Source organism: Lactococcus ileimucosae (assembly GCF_943193185.1).
Classification (GTDB): Bacteria; Bacillota; Bacilli; order Lactobacillales; family Streptococcaceae; genus Lactococcus; species Lactococcus ileimucosae.
Genome location: NZ_CALPDE010000018.1, coordinates 24,889 through 45,454, shown reverse-complemented (window position 1 = coordinate 45,454; position 20,566 = coordinate 24,889). Strand labels below are relative to the sequence as shown.

The window sequence follows — 20,566 nt, the reverse complement described above, 5'->3', positions numbered from 1 at the left end:
TACGCATGAGAAAAGCTCCTTGTTAAAATGGACGAAATATTTTTTTATTTCTTGTCCATTTTAACAGGAGCTGTTCATAAACGATTTAGCTTTAAATTTAACAAGGTAGACTACAGTATTCCTTTGCGTGATATTGCTTATATTGAGAAAAATAAAAGAAATGTATTTATTCATACAGACAGAGAAAAATATTGCGCAATCCTGTCAATTAAAGAGTTGCTTGTAATAATAGGGGAAAGCCTTGTGCGGGTTCATAATTCTTTTTGGGTGAATGCACAATATGTTCGGGAAATAAGGAATAACCATTTATTGCTTTATTTTTCCGACAAGTCTAACATTTATATTCCCATAAGCAAGTCCTATAAATTACAAGCAAGAAAATCAATTTTATTTCAATTGAATCATAAGGCATGAGTCATGATAATTACGACTGTAAATATTATTTCGTCAGCAATTAGCATATGCTTAGTCAATTATTTTTTTTCGTCTCAAAAGGAAAAAATGAGAAGAAGTCACATTAATATCCTATTACTTGCCTTTTTTATATGCTATCTCATTTTGAGCACAATAATTAAGGATCTAGCTTCTACCTTTTGGAAGTTATTACTCATCCTCTCAATATATGTATTATTAGGACATAGACACAAAGTTTCTGCCCCACATACATTTTTTTGGTCAATAATTCTTTTAGGAACAGTACTTGGAGCGGAATTTGTGGGATTTCTATTCATGCTCCCATTGGCTTCAGCGGAAAAATACGCTCACCAAGAGGTGTTTGTAGTAATTAATATTATCCTTACGACTCTTATTGAAATAATTAGTGTTATTTTATTAAAAAAATTTGTTTATCGTAATGTTAATGATGGACAGAAGTTTAATCTTACAAGGTTATTGGCATTCTTATCGATACCGGTTATCTCAACATTATTAATGCACACATTATTGCTACAAACGATATATTCTCCAGAGTTCTCTTTTTTGCTTATACTTATTTTTTTTGTAGGGTTAACGATAATAAATTTGAGTGTTGTTTATCTTTATGTAAACTTATCAAAGCAGTATTCAAACCATGAGAAAATGAGTCTTGAAAAGGAAAGATTAGAGCAAGAAATAAAATTTTATGAACAAGTTAAACAGTCTCAACAAGAGATTCGTTCAATAAAGCACGATCTTCGAAATCAATTACTTGTTTTATTAAATAGACTTGAAAACGGGGAAACATTTGAAGCGATTAAGGCAATAAAACAAACACTGTCTAATATGTCTTCTCGAAGTGCTTATATCTTAACTGAGCATCAAGCACTTAATTTCTTACTGAGTGAAAAGTATAAACAGGCAGAAGCATTGGGAGTGTCTTTAGAGGTGAAGAGTTTTATTCCAAAAAGTTTGAATATTGATGATGAGATTCTCGTTGCCATATTTGGTAATCTGTTAGACAATGCTATCCAAGCTTGTAGTCGCTTGAAAGATGAAAGACTTAAAACGGTCAAAATAGAGATTACTTTTTTCAAAAATAGATTGATAATTGAGATGTCCAATCCATTTGAAGTTGAAGAGGAAATAACTAGAAAATCGCGATTTACTGAAGGGATTGGTAGAAAAAATATCGCGAAGCTAGTTGAAAAAAATGGCGGTATTTATGAAAGCTGGTATGAGGATTCGAAATATTTTGCGTGCATTGTCTTATTTAACTTGACATATTAGTATTTCTGATGAGAAGGAAGTTTATTTTTTTAGTCAGTATAGATTGATGAAAAGCAGCTTCTTTGGTTTTTTGCTATAATTAAATAATCAATACTAGATTTGAAGCGAGAGAAAAAATGAATCCTTTATTAAGCGGAATGAATGAAAAACAAGCAGAAGCGGTAGAGACGACAGAGGGACCGCTTTTGATTATGGCGGGAGCGGGCTCTGGGAAGACACGAGTGTTGACGCACCGTATCGCTTATCTCATAGAGGAAAAAATGGTTAACCCCTGGAACATTCTGGCCATTACCTTTACCAACAAAGCAGCTCGAGAAATGAGAGAGCGTGCGCTTAAATTGACACCTGCTGTTCAGGACACCTTGATTGCGACCTTTCACTCCATGTGTGTACGCATTCTTCGCCGTGATGCTGACCATATTGGCTATAATCGTAATTTTACGATCATAGATCCAGGGGAACAAAAGACATTGATGAAACGTATTCTTAAAGAAGCTAATTTGGATCCGAAAGAATGGAACCCCAAAACACTACTTGGTACGATTTCTCATGCCAAGAATGCTCTTTTAAATCCGGAAGCTTACGAAAGCCAAATTAATGCGCGTAATCCTTATGAACTCCTTACAGCTAGAGTTTATAAAATCTATCAAGCGGAACTTCGAAAAGCAGAAGCCATGGACTTTGATGACTTAATCATGCAAACTCTGCGTCTTTTGGATAAAAATCCGGATGTTTTAGCTTATTATCAAGGAAAATTTCAGTATATTCATGTCGATGAGTATCAGGATACCAACCATGCACAATATCAACTTGTTAAACTGTTGGCGCAACGGTTTAAAAATATTTGTGTCGTTGGTGATGCGGACCAATCTATTTATGGCTGGCGTGGAGCGGATATGCAAAATATCCTTGACTTTGAAAAAGATTATCCAGATGCAAAAGTCGTTTTACTTGAGGAAAATTATCGTTCGACAAAAACAATCCTACAAGCAGCGAATAATGTCATCAAGAACAATGTTAATCGTCGTCCTAAAAAGCTGTGGACGCAAAATAATGCTGGTGAAAACATTCTCTATCATCGTGCAAATGATGAGCGCGAGGAAGCTATCTTTATTGCTTCAACAATCAATGAGCAAGTGCAATCAGGTCGTAAATATTCAGACTTTGCGATTTTGTATCGTACAAATGCGCAGTCACGTACAATTGAGGAAGCCTTTCTCAAGTCAAACATTCCATATAGTATGGTTGCAGGGACAAAGTTCTACTCACGTAAGGAAATTCGTGATGTTATTGCATATCTGAATGTTATTGCCAATCCGCGGGACAACCTGAGTTTTGAGCGTATCGTAAATGAGCCTAAACGTGGTGTAGGGCCAAGTGCTTTGGAGAAGCTCCGCAATTTTGCCGATAGGCAAGGAAAATCTCTGGCTGAGTCGACATTAGATATTACCCTATCAGATATTCGAGGCAAGGCTTCTGGGGAAATTTATAATCTGGGTTTGATTTTTGACTTTCTGCGCAACTATGCCGAAACTTCAACGATTACAGAACTGGTAGAGGAAATGTTGGAGCGTACAGGTTATCTGGATTTCCTACGTATACAGAACAATCTTGAAGCACAAGCACGTATTGAGAATATTGAAGAGTTTTTATCTGTGACTAAAAACTTTGATGAGAAGTCAGAAACACCTTTAGATGAGATAAGTGGTGAGCCTATTGAAGAAAGCGGTTTAGAGCGTTTGAGTCGCTTTCTCAATGAAGTAAGTCTCCTTTCAGAGGTTGACGAGTATGAGGAAGGGAATAATGCAGTAACGATGATGACCTTGCATGCTGCAAAAGGCTTAGAATTTCCTGTGGTTTTTCTTATCGGTATGGAGGAGAATATCTTTCCTTTGGCGCGTGTCAATGATGATCCAGATGAACTAGAAGAAGAACGACGTCTTGCCTATGTCGGTATTACTCGCGCCGAGGAGTCTCTTTACTTGACCAATGCTGAACGGCGTGTCCTCTATGGTAAGACAAGCTCCAATCGCCCGAGTCGCTTTATTTTGGAGATCGATGATGAGTTGCTAGATTATGGTGGTATCGCACATAAAGCAAATTCAAGCTTTAATGCCAGCTATAAAATGCCAGATGGTACAACACGTTTTGGTACAGGGATGTCGATGACCGACGCACTCTATAAACGTAAAGCAGCAATCAATCCTGGCGCTGCAAGGGCAATAGAAAAAGCAGATGTGATAACAGAAGATTGGAATATTGGGGACACAGCTGTGCATCGCAAATGGGGAGAAGGCATCGTTCTGTCTGTGACAGGCACAGGCAAGAATATGGAGTTGAAAATCAAGTTCCCTGAAGTTGGAATGAAACGCCTTTTGGCAGCTATGGCCCCTATAGAGAAGAAGGAGTAAAGATGGATAAAAAGCGCTGCAAGTGGTGTCTCTCATCAGACAAGATGATTCACTATCACGATACCTATTGGGGAGTTCCTGTTCATGACGACCAAGAACTTTTTGCCAAGCTCATCTTGGATATGAATCAGGCAGGTCTGTCTTGGTCAACTGTTTTGAACAAGATAGAAAGTTTTTACGAAGCCTATGACCAGTTTGATATTGCCAAGGTTGCCAGTTATGGTAAAGAGAAAGAAGAAGAGTTACGACAAAACCCAGGTATCATTCGTAACAAATTAAAGATTGCTGCTGCGATTAATAATGCCCAGAGAATTCGAGGTATTCAAGAAGAATTTGGCTCTTTTAATGCCTATATCTGGTCTTTTACAAAAGGTCAAGTTCTCCAACATAAGGTCACGGACGAAAGTCAAGTTCCTGCAAGTAATGATTTGTCAGAAGCCATGTCGAAAGACATGAAGAAGCGCGGCATGAAGTTTGTCGGGCCAACGATTATCTATGCTTATCTCCAAGCAATTGGCGTCATCAATGACCATGCAGAATACTGCTTCCGTAATAAGGAACTGCAATAAATTTTTACAAGTGTTAATTTAAAAATAAGGATAAAGAGTCTGGATAGTCCAGGCTTTTTTATTGTAAAGAGTTTTGGAAGACTTATCTGGACCTATTTTCTAAAAAAGGAGTACTTCAAAATATATTTTTACCGCATCTAATCTGGTAAAACTTGGATATGAAATATATCGAAACAATATTGACACTTCTTGTTAATTAATATAAACTTAATGACAGAAAGCGCTTTCGAATAAAAATTAGGAGTTTATCATGAGCAAAAAAATTGTAGGTGTTACAGCATGCGCCGCAGGAATTGCCCATACTTATATGGCACAAGCAGCATTAGAAAAGGCTGCAGAAGAACTTGGCTATGACGTCAAAGTTGAAACACAAGGCACTATTGGAACTGAAAATGCCCTCAACGATCAAGAGATTAGAGAGGCTGATGTTGTCATTATCGCAGCAGACGTTAATGTGGATAAAGCACGTTTTGTTAATAAGCGTTTGGTAGAAATTGACACCAACTCTGTCCTTAAAGATGGGCAAGCTGTCATAGAAAACGCCCTCGCTAACGCACAGCCTTTTAGCGGTAAAGGCGTCAAAGTTGGTGGGAAAATGGAAATTGGAACCTCTGGGAATAAGGCTGTGCGTTATTTGATGTCTGGTTTGACTGATATGATTCCAGTGACCATTGCAGCCGGGCTACTTTTAGCAATCGCAAATGCCTTTGCCTTCCAACCTGATCCCAATAATGCCAACCTCGTAGTTTGGGGCTTTAGCGAAGACATGATGGGGCAGTTCCTCTCGAAAATGTTTGACTTAGGTAAAGTCGGTTTCACGTTGATGATTCCAATCTTTGCAGCGGGAGTTGCACGCGCGATTGGGGACAAACCAGCTGTTGCCCCAGCTTTCATTGCAGCCTATATCATCAATGATCCGACTTTCTTAGGAACAGAAACAGGGGCAGGATTCCTTGGAGCTATCTTAGTTGGATTTGGTGTCGGTTACTTTGTCAAACTGCTCAAAAAAATCAAATATCCCGATATTATTAAACCCATTGTGCCTATTTTGATTATCCCGATGGTTGCAACCTTTGTTTCCTTTGTCGTGATTCATTTCTTAATTGGGGATCCGATAGCAAATGGTATGGCTGTTTTATACGATGTTATCAATGACGTCACTGTGCGCTATGAAGCAGCACCGATTATTTACGGCGCGATTCTTGGTGGAATGATGGGTGTTGACATGGGAGGACCGATTAACAAAACAGCAATGCTTGTTTCTTCAGCAATTTTTGTTGATACGATGGCACAGTTTGGTCCTGAAGCAGTCAATGCTATCCCACAAGCAGCAACGGGAGCTGCTATTGCTGTAGCACCACTTGGCGCAGGTATTGCAACACTCCTCTTCAAAAAATACTTTACGACAGAAGAGCGTGCACTTGGTTCATCAGCCTTGGTTATGGGAATGGTCGGCGTAACGGAAGGTGCGATTCCCTTTGCGGCTTCAAATCCTAAATTTATTATTGCCAATACCTTATCTTCTGCACTTGCAGGTGCTACCGTTGCGGGTATGGGTATAAAATTCTTTGGGGGTGTTGGCTCACCTTTGGGTGCCTTCTTAGGTTATACAACAGGTCCTAACTTTGCGTGGCTCTACTGGATTATTTTAATTCTTCTCGCAAGTTTTGTTAATGCTTTAATCTATCGATTCATCGTAAGAAATAGAAATGTTGAAGTGGCTGAAGATATTCAACAAGGATAAAAAGAGAAAGTAAAAATGGAAAATACAGTATTTAACAAAGAAAATGTCTTTTTTACAGAGGATAGTTTTGTCAATAATGAAGCATTGTTTCGCTATATTGCTCAAAAAGCCATTGCGCTTGATTATGTTCACTCAGAAGAGGCGTGCTTTCAAGGCTTAATGGAGCGTGAAAGTCAATCGACAACGGCTTTTCAAGATGGATTTGCTATACCGCATTGTAAAAGTGATACGGTCAAAGCGCCTCAGTTGATGTTCATAAAGACTAAAGCGATTGCTTGGGAAAGTTTAGACGGATCTGATATTGAAAACTCATTTGCCTTACTCATTCCAAGTACGGGAGCCAAAGAGCACTTGCGCTATCTGGCGCAAATTGCACGGGCCTTGATTGATGATAATTTCCGAGAAGCATTAAAAAATAGCAGCACAACAGACGAAGCTTATACGATTATTTCAGAAAAATTAGGAGTTTAAACATGAAAAAGAAAGTACATATTGTTAATCATACGCATTGGGACAGAGAGTGATATTTCACGACCATGGATGCTTTTCTTTTGAGTGATAATCTCTTCAATAATGTAATAGATGAACTTTTGCAAAATCCCGAAGCGAAGTTTTGTTTAGATGGACAATCTTCAATTTTGGATGATTATATGCGTCTTAATCCGCAGCAACTAGAGAATGTGAAAAAACTTGTTGCCAATAAGCAGCTTGCGATTGGTCCTTGGTACACTCAAACGGATGCTTTCTTTGTTGATGAGGAAAGTCTAATCCGCAATATGATTATTGGTATGCGTGACAGTCGTAAGTACGGCGAGGAAATGAAAATTGGTTACCTGCCAGATACTTTCGGACATAATGCACAGTGGCCGACAGTCTTGCAACATTGCGGCTTAGACAATATTGTTTTCTGGCGTGGTCTCAATCTGGAAAAACATACACAGAGTCCCTACTTCACCTGGAAAGGTTTGGGAGAGAAAGAAATCACAGCCATGAACTTGGTAGATGGCTATGGTGCAGCAGCCTTCTTGAAAGATGAACCTGAATATATCGAAGAACGTCTGCTTCCTGCTGTAAAACGGACAGAAAAATGGACGGACGTCAATGATTTGTTACTGACTGCAGGCGGCGATCAGTTAGAGATTATCCGTAATTTACCACAAACTCTTAAGGCAATTTCTGAAAAAACAGACTATGATTTTATCGAAAGTTCATATGAAAAATTTTTAGATGTCATTAAAAAAGAAGAAAATCTTCCAGAATATAAAGGGGAGTTCCGTGAACCTTGTACAACTCGTGCACACAAATCTATCGGTTCTGTTCGCTACGATATTAAGCGTACAAATTTCATTATTGAACAAAAACTCCTGAAACGTGTGGAACCATTGCTTGCTATAGGTAAAGCACATGGGATTACACTCAGTACAGAAACATTAGTTATCGCTTGGAAAAAAATCCTTGAAGGACATGCCCATGACTCAATGGGCGGCTGTGTATCGGATGATGTGGCAGTTGATATTCTTCATCGTATGAAAGAAGCAGAAGAACTTGCTGATGGTATGGAGAATTATATCGTCAAACGCTTGAGTGAAAAATTAGGTCTTTCTGACAAGGAAATCTTGGTTTTCAATACGACATCCAAAGACTTTAAAGGCTATAAGCAGATCGATTTCTTAGCAGCAAGCAAAAACATCAAGTTATCCGGTATTGAAGAGATGATTATTGTGGATGAAGAGTACTTTGCAGGTAAAGATAATCTTCTTTTAGAAACGCCAGAAGGCAATAAATACATCAACGAAGACCCATACTATCGTTTGTATGCTCTCGCGCATGTAGAAATTCCGAGTATGGGTTACAAAATATTCACAATAGAAGAGAGCCAAGAAGAAATAGAAGTATTTGTTGCAACAAATGATGTGGCAATTAAAAATGAATACTATACAATCAATAATGAAACTGGAAAACTTTCGCTCCTTACTACAGACGGGGTTCATTTAGAGAACTTCTTAGAGTTTGAGGACATGGGAAACGACGGAGATACTTATGATTTCTCACCGCTCAAAGATGATGAACCAATTATTCTACGTCTTACAGATAGTCAGGTACAAAAAACATCACTGGCTGAGAAGATGATACTAAGTGGTCAGTTCCAGCTTCCCAAAACTTTAGAAGATCGTTTGGAAACAAAAGAGCTGGGAAGTCTGACAATGACTATGACCTTGACTTTGAAGAAAAACAGTGAATTGATAGAAGGTATTTTAGTCATTGACAATCAAATCCTTAGCCACCGTTTGCGCCTAAAGCTTAATACTGGCGTGGAGAACACACGCTCAATTGCTTCTTTACCTTTTGGTTTCATTTCCCGTGAGGCCTTGACCGAAGAGATTCCAAACTGGTTTAAGTCCTATGTCGAGTATCCAATTGATTTAGAACCATTTGATAAGAGCGTTTCTGTTGCGAATGAACATTATCATGTGAGTGCTTTTGGAAAAGGCTTGAAAGAGTACCAATTCCAAAAAGGAAGTTTATATTTAACACTGCTTGCTACGACTTCACAGTTAGGTAAACCAAACCTTGCTTACCGTCCAGGTCGAGCCTCTGGAGATACGACTAAAAAAGGGCATGTCATGATGCCGACGCCGATGGCTGAATTATTAGGTGAGCAGCGCTTTGAGTTTGCTCTAGTTGTGAACGCTCAAGCCTTTGATGAGTTTGCGACTTCGCAACACTGGGCAGAATATATATCGCCTAATATTGCTTATCAAAATCAGGTGCTGAATAAATTTATTCATCGTTTGGACAATAAAATCCAAGCCGATGACGAGCGCATAGCGCGTGTTGATGCATTTTCACTACTTAAAATCGATGGTTCTGCTTTTGATACAACTTTCATGCCGTCATTATATGACACAGATGCAGAAGTTTTACGCTTGGCTAATCCAACAAGCCAACCTTTGGCGATTGGGGACTTTGACTTCTCGCATTATGCCAAATATGAATTTGTTAATGCGCAGGAAGCTATTGTAGCAGCACAGTCTGAGATTGCTCCATATGATATGGTAAGTATTAAACTATGGCGCAATTGATGTTTCGCATTCAGCTCTACTTGTATTCAGTCTTGACAGCCATGTGGATCTTTCAATATGAGCCACTGATGGCAGCCAAAAATGTATCGTCTGCCACCAGTTTGCAAGTTTTGACATTTGTGCAACTCATTGTTATTGGCTCAATACTGTTATATAGTGGCATCTTAGAAAGAAGTAAACACAGGAACTCGGTTATTCGTGGGACTCTAATCCTCAGAATAATAATTTCCGCTCTTCTTTTTATTGTTGAGTTTCCTACAGTTTTTATTGTTGGCTTTCTGATCTATCAAGTAGGTGCCGTAGGTTGTGATATTTTTTATGAGAGTTTACTTTTAGAAGAAGCCAGTAAAAAACGTCTTGATTTCGGCAAATATCGTATGTTTGGCTCACTCGGCTATGCTACAAGCGGATTTTTAGTGAGCGGCCTTCTGTTCCTAGAGTTTGAAGTTCCTATTTTATTGATTTTATCCGTGGTGATTAATTTTATCTTACTGTTTCTCAATCTGAAAACACCTTTTTCAAGTCGAAGTAGCGTTAAGCAAGGCTATGATAAAAAGAAGATGAAGTTGCCACTGTCAGCACTTGTATTTATTTTTTGCTGTGCTGTAGTCACGACGCTACCAGGATCTTTTGGTTATCTCTTTAATGGCTACTTGCGAGATCAATTTTCTTTACCCTTGCAGCATGTGACCCTATATGTGAGTGTTGCTGTTTTTATCGGTTCTTGCATCTCTGAGGTATCAGCTTTTTATGTAGTGGATCGTTTAATTAGAAAAATCGGAGCGAAGCAAGTCTTATTCATTGGTTTCTTGGCTTCCATTATTCGCTGGGCTCTAGCTATCGTAAGTCCTAATGCAGTGTCTTTTGTAGCAACTTATCTTTTTCATGGGATTAATTTTGCTTTCTTATATATCGGTTTTCTGACCTTGCTGAGAGCCAAGTTAGGTAATGAAATTGTAGGGACTTTAACGATGCGCTTTACTTTTATAGCTAATCTTATCGGTGTAGGGGTGGCACAACTTTATGCCTTATCTCTTGAAACTATAGGTGTACGCGGTATTTTAGTCAGCTACTTGCTGATTAGTTTGTTTGCTTTTGGCTTTGTGGTAATCTTTTATAAAAGACTAGCTTCAAATAATGTATGAGGAAAAAGATGGTTTATTTGGTTTTTGATATAGGTGGGACAGCTTTAAAATATGGTTTGCTTTCAAAAGATGGCACTATTATAGAAAAATATTCAGAAGTTATTCCAGAGAGTTATGAGTTATTGTTGGTACGAATGGACCAGTTATGCAAAGCGTATCAAAATTTGTCAGGAGTAGCCATAAGTTCACCTGGTATTTTTGACTATGAATCAGGACTTTTAACAACATCCTCAGCTCTTGAATACTTGATTGGGAAGCCTTTTTTAAGGGACTTATCTTTAAGAATTCAGTTGCCAATGAGTATTGAAAATGATGGCAAGTGTGCTTTGCTTGGAGAATACTGGCGAGGGAGTGCACAGGGAGCAAGTATCGCTGCTATGTTTGTCATTGGTACAGCAGTTGATGGAGCAATATTAATCAATGGAGACATCCATCGAGGAGCACATAAGAATGGTGGAGAGCTGGGGTATATGTTAGTTCAGAACACGCCTGAAGAGCAGCATTATGCTTCCTTAGGAGGGAAAATTGGTTTTCATGGTTTACTGCAATACCTCAATCAAAAGGGCTATTCTATCAGAAATGGACTTGAGTTATTTGAAAGGGCACAAGAAGACCAAACGGTAGAAAAACTCTATAAAGAACAACTGAGTTATTTAGTTGTCACAGCTTTGAATTTACAATATTCGCTTGATCCAGAAATTATTGTTGTGGGCGGCGCTGTAAGTCAAAATCCTTATTTTAAACGAATGCTAGATGAAACCATCGAACAAGTTATGGCTAGACGTGCCAATTATATGTTTCCTCGTTTAGTGATTGGAAAGTTTGGTAATGATGCTAATCTTTTAGGGGCTTTATATCATTTTTTGAAGGGAGGTTTTCTTGAAACTTGACCCGCGGGAACGCGCTATCCTTGAGTATATTCATGCTCATCAGACAGTAACCATTTCGGAAATTGCGAAGCATTTGAAAGTATCGAATAAGACCGTTTCAAACACCCTTAAGGCAATCGATTTTTCACTTAAAGGGAGTGATGTGGTACTTATTAGAAAACCAAATGTTGGCGTTTCTTTAAAAGGTTCGGATGAAGCATTTGTGAGGTTACTGGAGGCGGAGCTTGTTAGTGACTTTGTACCAGAGACACAGCAGGATCGTTTGGCTTTTATAGTATTTTCTCTATTGAAGAAAAAGGAAGCTATAAGCAAACAAACTTTTATCCAGCAACTTTTTATCAGTAAGTCAACTCTGGAAAAAGATTTAACGAAAGTTAAACAAATTCTGGAAGAACTGGGAGCGACTTTAACAGTTATTTCTAAAAAAGGTATTTTAATTGAACTTGCAGAAGCAGAACGCCAAAGTATCTTTGTGGCTTGTTTAGATTACTTTTATCATGAAAACTGGAAAATTATCCAAGATGAGGACCGCTTCCTACAAATTTTACAAAATGTTCCTAAAATATTTTTGAGCAAAAATGAAGTAGAAGATTTTAAACGAATTGCGGACTTATTGACTGATTTCTTAACATCAGAAAAAATAGTTATACGTGATGAGAGCTATCAGTTTTTGCTTCTCTATCTTTTAGCCAGTTCGGAAAAATTAATGACTTTTGATTCTTTTGAGGTGAAAGCTGAAGAAGCTGTACGTAAGTTTTGGAAGAAATTTACTAAGCTTGCAGTGCTTGATTTCTCAGAAGGTGCTGCTACTGCCTTTTCTGCCTTTCTAACTTTGCATAAACAGAAGTCTGAAAAGCATAATGACGAAGAACGAAAAATAAAGAGAATATTAGATAGAATTACAAGAAATTCTAATGAACAGTTATTAGATGTAGTGGTCAATCATATTCGAGAAGCTATTGCCCGTGCACGAAAGGGACGCTCTGTACGCAACCCTAACTTACAAGATATTAAGAAAAATTATGCACTTGCTTTTGAAGACAGTCTCAGCATTGCAAAGGCGCTCCGAGAAAATTTTGAGATACTCTTAACAGAGGATGAGGTTGCCTATATTGCTTTGCATATACAAGTTTTAAAAGAGCATGAAAGCAGTCAAACACCCGTTTTAGCTGTACTCATTAGTGCAAGTGGACAAGGCGTTTTTCAATTTTTGATGGCCCGATTGAGAAAGATTTTTCCTAATATTTTGATTTCGAGAATTCTTACTGTTCAGGAGATAAGTCAAACAGAGATTACGGAAGACTTAGTCTTAACGACTTTGGACTTTAACTTGCCTGGACATCCGGTAATTAAGCTTTCACCGATTTTATCTGCTGAAGACATTGAAAATATTTCTAGCTTCCAAGCTAATTTTTTCCAGAAAAAAGCTCAGATATTCTCAGAAGAGTTTTCAGAGCTTATTTCAGAAGACTTTATTTTCTTAGATGAGAAAATAAACACCATTGGGCAAGCCATCTTGTTCATGGGTCAAAAACTAATCGAAAGAGGTTATGCTGAAGAAGGATTTATTGAATCATGTTTGGAACGTGAGAAGTTATCCTTTACGTCTTTAGAATCTTTCGCTACACCGCATCCTCTAGATGTTTCGGAGGTGAAAAAACCGATTATTGCTTTTATGCGCGTCAAAGAAGAGCTGACATGGGGAAAAGAAAAAGTAAGGTATGTCTTTCTGATGTGTATTAAAGACCGCTCAATCAAAGAGTTAGAACAAATTTACGGTACCTTACTTAAAATTATAGATTCCTCAGAACACAGCATCCTGCTGAAAGGGAGCGAAAAAGAAATTCTTGAATTTCTCACCGATACGCAGTCTTAGTGACTGCTTTTTTGTTCAGTACACCAAAAAACGCCAATGCGATTAACACATTGGCGTTTTTACTGACGACACTTTTACTGATAAAAATGTCTAAATTCCTGCTCCAAATCAGTAAAAGCTGAGCTTAAAATCTTATCCTTATCCTGAGTTGCCGTACCTTCTGCCCGCACCAACTGAAAGTCGTCAAAACCCATCATTTCTTGGAAGATTGTTTGCATATAGTGTGGTGCAATATCGACAGATTTATAAATATTGTCTGCTGTATAGACCGAGCCGCTGGCAAAAAGCATGAGCATCTTATAGCCGTCTTTCATCAAGCCTTCTGAAACTTTTCCTTGCTCATCTGGCGCAGCAAGATAACGGAAAGTTTCGCGGGCAATCATCAGGTTATCAATATAGTCCTTCATACGTGAGGTGATGTTGAAGTTATGTAAAGGCGTGGATACAACGATTCGTTGGTGAGCCTTAAACTGTTCTAATAAAAAGTTACTGCGTTCAGCAATTTTACTTTCAGAGGGGCTTAGTTCCTTACCGGCTGCTTGTTTATCCCAAACATCCCAGAGTGAGTCGGACTCGATGCGTGGAATGTCTTCCTCATAAAGGTTCACAATGGTTAGGTCATTTTCTGGAAAATGTGTGTGGTAAAGTTCTAGAAATTTATCCTGCAGCTGAACAGAAAAATGTTCATGATTTGCAAAGTCTGGATGTGCGTTGATTACTAAAGTTTTCATAAATAAAATCTTCTTTCTTTTGATATACTTAGTATACAACGAAATAGTGTCAAAATGAGTCACTATTAAAAACGGAGAAAAATAAAATGGATAAATCAGTACGTCTGAACCAAGAACTCATCTATCTCAGCGACAAACATGAGTTTCAACTCAAAGACCTCATGCAAGAATTTAATATTTCACGGCGGACAGCTTTACGGGATGTTGAAGCTTTGGGGCAAATGGGTCTGGCCTATTACTCCGAAACGGGAAAACATGGCGGCTATAAAATCATCAATCAAAAATTATTACCCCCTGTTTACTTTAATAGTGACGAGATTCATTCGATTTTCTTTGCTTTATCTGCACTGCGGCAACTGTCCAGCACCCCTTTTGAAAAATCTTATGAACAAATCCAACAAAAGTTATCTGCACTTTTGCCTCAAGCCCAGCAAAAAGAAGTGGATAAACTCCTGAAAGTCGTGCATTATTATAGTGTGCCACCGATTAATCCACCGAAAGCTTTGGCTTTGATTTTGCAGTCAATTTTGGAAAGTAAGGTTGTTTCGCTGACTTATACCCAGTATGAAAGGACAGAACTTCATTTACAATTTAATGAAATTTTTTATCGGGATGGGATTTGGTTTTCCAGTGCTTATGATATATTTGCAGAGCAGTGGGGCACTTACCGTTGTGATTACATGGTTGATGTCGTCCTTGAAGAACGTTTTAAGCACACTTACACGCTGGCAGAACTGGATGAGTTCCAAAAAACATATGAAAGTGAGTTTCACAATATTCCCTTTCGTTGTCGCTTGACGCAGTTTGGTAAGGAATCCTTTTTAAAGCATCGTTATCCCAATATGGAATTGGAAGAAGTTGACGGTATTTTTTATATGACAGGCGGTTATCACGAGACAGAGTTAAACTATATGGTACATTATTTAACCTCTTTTGGTAAACACTTGGTGGTCGAAGAACCACCACAACTGAAAAAAGCTTACTTGAAGCACTTAAAAGAGATGCTTTTACTGCTAGAGTAAGTTTTTTATGTTTCTCATAGCCATTGAGAATCAGATTGTAAATCTTTTTGCTCTCGCCTGTCTTTGTGCTAAAATAAATTTATAACGAACAGGAAGGAGTGCAAACCATGACAGCATCAATGAAAATCTGGAATAAACTCTAAAATTGCATATTTTTAGGGTCTGTAATCAGAATTTCAAGGGTGTGGTCTGCACTTTTTTAGAAATTATTAAGAAAGCGGGCAACCGCTTTTTTCTCTGTCTTCATACGACCCTTCAGAACATATTTGGAGGAAAAAGATGCCTTTAGCACTAGAGATGAAAAATGTTAGAGTGAGTTTTAAAGACCAAGATATTGTAGAGATGGAACACTTGACGGTCTATGAAGGAGAAAAGATAGGAATAATCGGTGCCAATGGGCAAGGGAAATCGACTTTGCTTCAACTTATTGCGGAACAGCTAAAGCCTGATTATGGTAAGATTGAGCATCATATTGATTTTGAATATCTGAGACAAATTGGCAGTGAAGCTGGGGATGCTCTTGACTATGAGTGGTTGTCACGGATGCAGGTGCCTGCTCAGGCTTATGAAAACTTGTCTGGCGGGCAGCAGCGTAAGTTTATGCTTAGCCAAGTTTTAGCCCAATATCCTCAAGGTTTATTATTAGATGAACCAACCACGCATTTGGATAAAGAAAGTATTGAAGAGTTGGTTAAGGAAATCCAGTATTACTATGGCACTGTGCTTATCGTGTCCCATGACCGTTCTTTTCTTAATGCGACAGTACAGAAGATATGGGAAGTCGCCGAGGGACAAGTGACGGTCTATAGCGGCAACTATCAGAGCTATGCCCAAGAAAAAGAGAAGGCTGCCCTAGAGGTTGTACGCTATAATGAGAAGCTGGCAAAGGAAAAAGCACTTTTAGAGCGTGCCATTGCCACGAAAGAAGCTAAAATAGCCAAGCAGGCAGACAATGTTGCTAAAAATTTGAAACGTGCGATAAAGCCTGACCGCTATTCGGCAACCAAGTCCAAAGACAGTGTACAAAAGGCAGCACAGCGGCAAGTGAAAGCCATGAACACAAGGTTAGACAAGCTTGGCGACTTTGAAAAGCGAGAAGAAGAGCGAGAACTCAGATTTCCTCTCCCTCAGAGTCTCGTCTTACACAACAAATTTCCCATCATGGCAGACGGGTTGACAGTAAAAGCAGGCGAAGAAATCCTGCTGGACAAAGTTAATTTCCAGTTTCCTCTAGGAAAAGTGATTGCTCTTTCAGGGGCAAATGGTTCGGGAAAATCGAGTCTGTTGCGAAAAATTATAGCAGGAGATGATCACCTGACTTTATCGCCAAAGCTTAAAATAGCCAGCTATGGGCAGCTGGATTATGAACTTCACTCGGAGTTGCCTTTGCTGCAATATCTGACTGGACAGAGTGATTACGATGAGCCTTTCATTCGCAGTCTTCTCGTACAGTTAGGTTTTAATCACAGTCAGATGCGAACAGCTGTCCATAAATTATCTGGTGGGCAGGCGACAAAAGCTGTTTTGGCACAGACCTTTATCCAACCCTCAAATCTTTTAATTCTAGATGAACCGACGAATTTTATTGACTTAGAAACGATAGAAGCTTTGGAAAAGTTTATCAAAAGCTATCTGGGAACAATCATTTTGACTTCCCATGATAAAACTTTTGTGAAAAAAGTAGCAGATATTCACTATGAGATTTCGGAAAAGAAATTGCGACAAGTTGATTAATCTGCCACCCTTAAATCATTAGTGGTAAGCCCTTTCTTTTGATAAAATAAAGATAAGAATTTCTCTATACAGAAAGGGGTTATTATGGCTCATGTACATCCTTATATCGCGCTCAACAATACGAAAGAGGCGCTGGTTTACTACGAAAAAGTTTTAGGGGCGAAAAATATTCACCGTGTAGCTGTTGGTACAGAACAAGCAGCAGATTTTGGTGTTGCAGCCGATCAAGCTGCAGAGATGACCATGCACAGTCAGTTTGATGTTTTAGGCGTAACGATTATGGCTGCGGATAATTTTAAAGGAGAAGAGTTAGGCTATAGCGGTGTGTCTATCATGTTAGATGTGAATTCGGAAGATGCGGAAGCCATGGCAGAAGCTAAAGCTTTTTGGCAACATCTGTCTGAGAGTAATCAAGTGACGGTCAATATGGCCTTTGAAGAACAATTTTGGGGCGGTGCTATGGGGGATTTTACTGATAAGTATGGTGTGCACTGGATGTTGCATGCACAACCTTATTCTAAAAATGCTGCCAGATGAAGCACAGCATCTAACTTATCTGTCTTGCTCTCCTATACAAAGCGGTGTATAATGCAGTTAAAGAAAAAGGACTTGCATGACCAAGATTCTGAAGCTGTATGAAGAAGGGAGAGCCTTTCATTATTCTATAAATAACGTCATTGCTAAACTTGGGCGTTATTTTTTATTTTTAGTGCTGGCTTTTAAAAGGGAAAATATGGTATGATACGATCTTTTTTTCCAAAGGAGCTTGAGTCAAGTTGTTTTGAGATATAATCTTACTTTAACAGAAACTTCTAGCTGAAATAAGTTTGAAAAAGTGCTATAATGATTGAGCTATGAACGGAATTCTGAATGTATATAAAGAAGCAGGTTGGACATCTTTTGATGTCGTGGCAAAGCTGCGTGGGATATTGAAAACAAAAAAAATCGGACATGGAGGTACTCTTGACCCCCAAGTGACAGGAGTTCTTCCTATCGCAGTAGGAAAAGCAACACGGCTTTTAGAGTACATGGAAGAGTCAGGAAAAGTCTATGAAGGCGAAGTAACTTTAGGATTTTCGACAGAAACTGAGGATGCGGAAGGGGCAGTTATCGAGGTAACGAAAGTTCCTACACATCTATCTGAGGAAACGATTGATACCGCAATGACAAAATTTCTAGGCGAAATTCAACAAATACCACCGATGTATTCTGCTGTTAAAGTAAAGGGCAAACGTCTTTATGAATATGCGCGTGCGGGAGAGAATGTTGAGCGTCCCATACGCCAAGTGATGATAAAAGAATTCGTGCGTACAAGCCCAATTACTTTTAAGGAAGATTGTGCGCGTTTTACTTTTCGTGTAGCCTGCAGCAAGGGAACTTATGTCCGCACGCTTGCTGTAGATTTAGCTGCTGCTTTAGGTTATGCAGGACATATGTCAAAATTGCAAAGAACATCTGCCAATGGTTTACAGATTGACGATGCTTTGACCTTAGAGCAAATTGAAGAATACGCGAAACTGGAAGAACTTGGACAGATACTGCAGCCAAAAGAAGTCGCTGTATCTGACTTACCTCGTGTTGACTTAAAGTCTGAGCAAGCAGAAGCAGTACGTGTCGGCAAAAAATTTGAACTGTCTGATTTCGAAAATGTAGATGCAGAAAAAAAAGTGGCCTTATTTTATAAGGAAAAACTTCTGGCTGTCTATATGAAACATCCCGAAAAATCAGGAATCTTAAAACCACATAAGGTAATAAATTAAAATGAAAACTTTGTATTTTGACGAAATTGAAAATTGGAATGAACCAACTGTCCTTGTTTTAGGTTATTTTGATGGCTTGCATCGAGGACACCAAGCTCTTTTTGCAGAAGCAAAAAAACTCGCAGCGGTTTTGAATTTGAAAATTGCCGTCTTAACCTTTCCAGAAAAACCAACGCTCATCTTTCAAAAGTTTGAACCTGATATGCTCTTGAAATTAACCAGTGATAAGAAACGAGAAGCACTGTTTGCAGAAAATGGTGTAGACTATCTTATCTTTAAGGATTTTACTTCTCGTTTTGCAAAACAGACTGCAGAGGAGTTCTCCAAGAATGTCCTCGATAAATTCTTGCCTAAAGTTGTTATCACAGGTTTTGATCATAAGACAGGCTCAGACATGACACAGCTCAAAGGCAATGACCAGTACAAAGTTGTTGTTGTTCCAGAAGTCTCTGATGAAAAAGGAAAAATCTCATCTACACGTATTCGTGAATTAGTGAAAACGGGAGATATTGCAGCAGCCAATGTACTTTTGGGTTATCCTTATGAAATCACTGGAATTGTCGTGCATGGCTTTGCTCGTGGTCGTACGATTGGCTACCCAACGGCTAATCTAGCCATAAAGGACTTTATTCATATTCCGTCTCCCGGAGTTTATACCGTTGATGTCTTATTACAAGGAAAACGGCAAAGAGGGTTCGCCTCAATCGGCTACAACGAAACTTTTAATGGCAAAGAAAAGACAGTAGAAATTCATATTTTCGACAAGGATCTGGATCTTTATGGAGAAAAACTAACTGTCCTTTGGTTAGATAAAATCCGTGACATGATTAAGTTTGAAAGTATTGATGCTCTAATTGCTCAGATGAAAGAGGATGAAAAAAAAGCACGCCAATATCAAGAAAAGTAAAGTAAGTCTTATCTGGAATAAGGCTTTTCTAAATCTGTCTTTCGCGAAAATAGAACATTAATCTTAGCAGAAAGTTTCAGATTGTGATATACTTAATAAGAACAATTTTTAAGGAGAACATTAATAATGTCACGTAAACCTATTATCGCTGGTAACTGGAAATTGAATAAAAACCTCAAAGAGGTTAAAGAATTTATCGCAAAGATTGATGGCAAATTGCCAGCAGAAGACAAAGTAGATGTTGCTATTGCAGCACCTGCACTTTACCTTGTATCAATGGTGCAAGAACGCGGAAATAACCCACTTAAAGTTGCAGCTGAAAATGTTTACTTTGAAAATTCAGGAGCTTTCACTGGTGAAATTGCTCCTGCCATGCTTGCAGCTGAAGGTATTGAGTACTCTATCATTGGTCATAGCGAACGTCGTGAATATTTCCACGAAACAGACGAAGACATCAATAAAAAAGCGAAAGCGCTTATTGAGGCTGGTGTAACACCAATCCTTTGCTGTGGTGAAACACTTGAAACTTTCGAAGCTGGTAAAACAGCAGAGTGGGTTTCAGCTCAAATCGAAGCTGGTCTCGCTGGTATTGACGGTAAGGATGTTGCGAACATGGTCATCGCTTACGAACCAATCTGGGCTATCGGTACAGGTAAAACTGCAACAGCTGAAATCGCTGACGAAACTTGTGGGGTTGTTCGTTCAACTGTTGAAAAACTTTATGGCAAGGAAGTTGCAGATGCAGTACGTATCCAATATGGTGGTTCTGTAAAACCTGAAACAGTTGCAGAACTTATGTCTAAAGAAAATATCGACGGTGCCTTGGTTGGTGGAGCTTCACTTGAAGCAGATTCTTTCCTTGGTCTACTTGAAATTTACAAATAATTGGTTGAAAGTGAAACTCATTGGAGTTTCTCTTTTTTTTTCACAAATTTTAGGAGGAAGTAGCACAAGAAAACGATCTGGCTCTCAAATTTTCTATATGTTTAT

Annotated in this window: 17 protein-coding genes; 16 read left to right on the top strand and 1 reads right to left on the bottom strand. The window is 38.6% G+C overall.

The window, feature by feature from the left end; all coding sequences use genetic code 11:
* Positions 1 to 27: 27 nt before the first annotated feature.
* The 10 genes from NFR51_RS08420 (at position 28) to NFR51_RS08375 (ending at position 13,422) form a co-directional block, all read left to right on the top strand.
* Entirely contained in the window at positions 28 to 414 is a 387-nt protein-coding gene (locus NFR51_RS08420; protein ID WP_251713258.1) for a LytTR family DNA-binding domain-containing protein, read from the top strand.
* Between the two features lie 144 nt (positions 415 to 558).
* The gene (locus NFR51_RS08415; RefSeq protein ID WP_251713257.1) at positions 559 to 1,704 is read left to right on the top strand and encodes a sensor histidine kinase; all 1,146 of its coding nucleotides are present in this window, start codon (positions 559 to 561) and stop codon (positions 1,702 to 1,704) included.
* Positions 1,705 to 1,820: 116 nt separating this feature from the next.
* Positions 1,821 to 4,115, top strand: a complete 2,295-nt coding sequence (gene pcrA / locus NFR51_RS08410; protein WP_251713256.1) for a DNA helicase PcrA — start codon at positions 1,821 to 1,823, stop codon at positions 4,113 to 4,115.
* Between the two features lie 2 nt (positions 4,116 to 4,117).
* Entirely contained in the window at positions 4,118 to 4,684 is a 567-nt protein-coding gene (locus NFR51_RS08405; RefSeq protein WP_251713255.1) for a DNA-3-methyladenine glycosylase I, read from the top strand.
* Between the two features lie 250 nt (positions 4,685 to 4,934).
* A complete protein-coding gene (locus NFR51_RS08400) occupies positions 4,935 to 6,428 on the top strand; it encodes a PTS fructose transporter subunit IIC (protein ID WP_202230397.1) in 1,494 nt (497 codons plus the stop codon).
* Positions 6,429 to 6,443: 15 nt separating this feature from the next.
* Positions 6,444 to 6,899 carry a PTS sugar transporter subunit IIA gene (locus NFR51_RS08395; RefSeq protein WP_202230396.1) on the top strand — a complete coding sequence of 152 codons (456 nt, stop codon included), beginning with the start codon at positions 6,444 to 6,446 and terminating at the stop codon, positions 6,897 to 6,899.
* Positions 6,900 to 6,964: 65 nt separating this feature from the next.
* Positions 6,965 to 9,511, top strand: coding sequence for a glycoside hydrolase family 38 N-terminal domain-containing protein (locus NFR51_RS08390; protein ID WP_251713254.1), 2,547 nt, complete (start codon positions 6,965 to 6,967; stop codon positions 9,509 to 9,511).
* Complete coding sequence (locus tag NFR51_RS08385; protein ID WP_251713253.1) at positions 9,499 to 10,656, top strand: MFS transporter; 1,158 nt, start codon at positions 9,499 to 9,501, stop codon at positions 10,654 to 10,656. The genes NFR51_RS08390 and NFR51_RS08385 overlap by 13 nt, the downstream gene beginning before the upstream one ends.
* 8 nt (positions 10,657 to 10,664) lie before the next feature.
* Entirely contained in the window at positions 10,665 to 11,546 is an 882-nt protein-coding gene (locus NFR51_RS08380; RefSeq protein WP_251713252.1) for an ROK family protein, read from the top strand.
* The gene (locus NFR51_RS08375; RefSeq protein ID WP_251421732.1) at positions 11,536 to 13,422 is read left to right on the top strand and encodes a BglG family transcription antiterminator; all 1,887 of its coding nucleotides are present in this window, start codon (positions 11,536 to 11,538) and stop codon (positions 13,420 to 13,422) included. Before NFR51_RS08380 ends, NFR51_RS08375 begins: the two co-directional genes overlap by 11 nt.
* Before the next feature lie 74 nt (positions 13,423 to 13,496).
* On the opposite strand, the gene NFR51_RS08370 is transcribed toward NFR51_RS08375, so the two are convergent.
* The gene (locus tag NFR51_RS08370; RefSeq protein ID WP_251713251.1) at positions 13,497 to 14,153 is read right to left on the bottom strand and encodes an FMN-dependent NADH-azoreductase; all 657 of its coding nucleotides are present in this window, start codon (positions 14,151 to 14,153) and stop codon (positions 13,497 to 13,499) included.
* 86 nt (positions 14,154 to 14,239) lie between these two features.
* Here NFR51_RS08370 and NFR51_RS08365 point away from each other — a divergent pair, with 86 nt between their 5' ends.
* From NFR51_RS08365 to tpiA, 6 genes are all read left to right on the top strand, one after another.
* A complete protein-coding gene (locus tag NFR51_RS08365; protein WP_251713250.1) occupies positions 14,240 to 15,175 on the top strand; it encodes a helix-turn-helix transcriptional regulator in 936 nt (311 codons plus the stop codon).
* A 279-nt stretch (positions 15,176 to 15,454) separates the two neighbouring features.
* The gene (gene abc-f / locus NFR51_RS08360; protein ID WP_251713249.1) at positions 15,455 to 16,909 is read left to right on the top strand and encodes a ribosomal protection-like ABC-F family protein; all 1,455 of its coding nucleotides are present in this window, start codon (positions 15,455 to 15,457) and stop codon (positions 16,907 to 16,909) included.
* Positions 16,910 to 16,993: 84 nt separating this feature from the next.
* The gene (locus NFR51_RS08355; RefSeq protein ID WP_251713248.1) at positions 16,994 to 17,446 is read left to right on the top strand and encodes a VOC family protein; all 453 of its coding nucleotides are present in this window, start codon (positions 16,994 to 16,996) and stop codon (positions 17,444 to 17,446) included.
* Positions 17,447 to 17,763: 317 nt separating this feature from the next.
* A complete protein-coding gene (gene truB, locus NFR51_RS08350; RefSeq protein ID WP_251713247.1) occupies positions 17,764 to 18,669 on the top strand; it encodes a tRNA pseudouridine(55) synthase TruB in 906 nt (301 codons plus the stop codon).
* Position 18,670: 1 nt separating this feature from the next.
* On the top strand, positions 18,671 to 19,576 hold the full coding sequence (locus tag NFR51_RS08345) for a bifunctional riboflavin kinase/FAD synthetase (protein WP_251713246.1): 906 nt from the start codon (positions 18,671 to 18,673) through the stop codon (positions 19,574 to 19,576).
* Between the two features lie 126 nt (positions 19,577 to 19,702).
* Positions 19,703 to 20,461: a triose-phosphate isomerase gene (gene tpiA / locus NFR51_RS08340; protein ID WP_251713245.1), complete on the top strand. Its 759-nt coding sequence runs from the start codon at positions 19,703 to 19,705 to the stop codon at positions 20,459 to 20,461.
* The last annotated feature ends 105 nt before the right edge of the window (positions 20,462 to 20,566 follow it).

Excerpts from the sequence above, each read along its gene's own strand:
- pcrA (WP_251713256.1), top strand. The coding sequence starts at position 1,821 with ATGAATCCTTTATTAAGCGGAATGAATGAAAAACAAGCAGAAGCGGTA.
- NFR51_RS08365 (WP_251713250.1), top strand. The coding sequence starts at position 14,240 with ATGGATAAATCAGTACGTCTGAACCAAGAACTCATCTATCTCAGCGAC.
- NFR51_RS08370 (WP_251713251.1), bottom strand. The coding sequence starts at position 14,153 with ATGAAAACTTTAGTAATCAACGCACATCCAGACTTTGCAAATCATGAA.
- NFR51_RS08390 (WP_251713254.1), top strand. The coding sequence starts at position 6,965 with ATGGATGCTTTTCTTTTGAGTGATAATCTCTTCAATAATGTAATAGAT.
- abc-f (WP_251713249.1), top strand. The coding sequence starts at position 15,455 with ATGCCTTTAGCACTAGAGATGAAAAATGTTAGAGTGAGTTTTAAAGAC.
- NFR51_RS08405 (WP_251713255.1), top strand. The coding sequence starts at position 4,118 with ATGGATAAAAAGCGCTGCAAGTGGTGTCTCTCATCAGACAAGATGATT.
- NFR51_RS08380 (WP_251713252.1), top strand. The coding sequence starts at position 10,665 with ATGGTTTATTTGGTTTTTGATATAGGTGGGACAGCTTTAAAATATGGT.
- tpiA (WP_251713245.1), top strand. The coding sequence starts at position 19,703 with ATGTCACGTAAACCTATTATCGCTGGTAACTGGAAATTGAATAAAAAC.
- NFR51_RS08385 (WP_251713253.1), top strand. The coding sequence starts at position 9,499 with ATGGCGCAATTGATGTTTCGCATTCAGCTCTACTTGTATTCAGTCTTG.
- NFR51_RS08355 (WP_251713248.1), top strand. The coding sequence starts at position 16,994 with ATGGCTCATGTACATCCTTATATCGCGCTCAACAATACGAAAGAGGCG.
- NFR51_RS08345 (WP_251713246.1), top strand. The coding sequence starts at position 18,671 with ATGAAAACTTTGTATTTTGACGAAATTGAAAATTGGAATGAACCAACT.
- truB (WP_251713247.1), top strand. The coding sequence starts at position 17,764 with ATGAACGGAATTCTGAATGTATATAAAGAAGCAGGTTGGACATCTTTT.
- NFR51_RS08395 (WP_202230396.1), top strand. The coding sequence starts at position 6,444 with ATGGAAAATACAGTATTTAACAAAGAAAATGTCTTTTTTACAGAGGAT.
- NFR51_RS08400 (WP_202230397.1), top strand. The coding sequence starts at position 4,935 with ATGAGCAAAAAAATTGTAGGTGTTACAGCATGCGCCGCAGGAATTGCC.
- NFR51_RS08420 (WP_251713258.1), top strand. The coding sequence starts at position 28 with ATGGACGAAATATTTTTTTATTTCTTGTCCATTTTAACAGGAGCTGTT.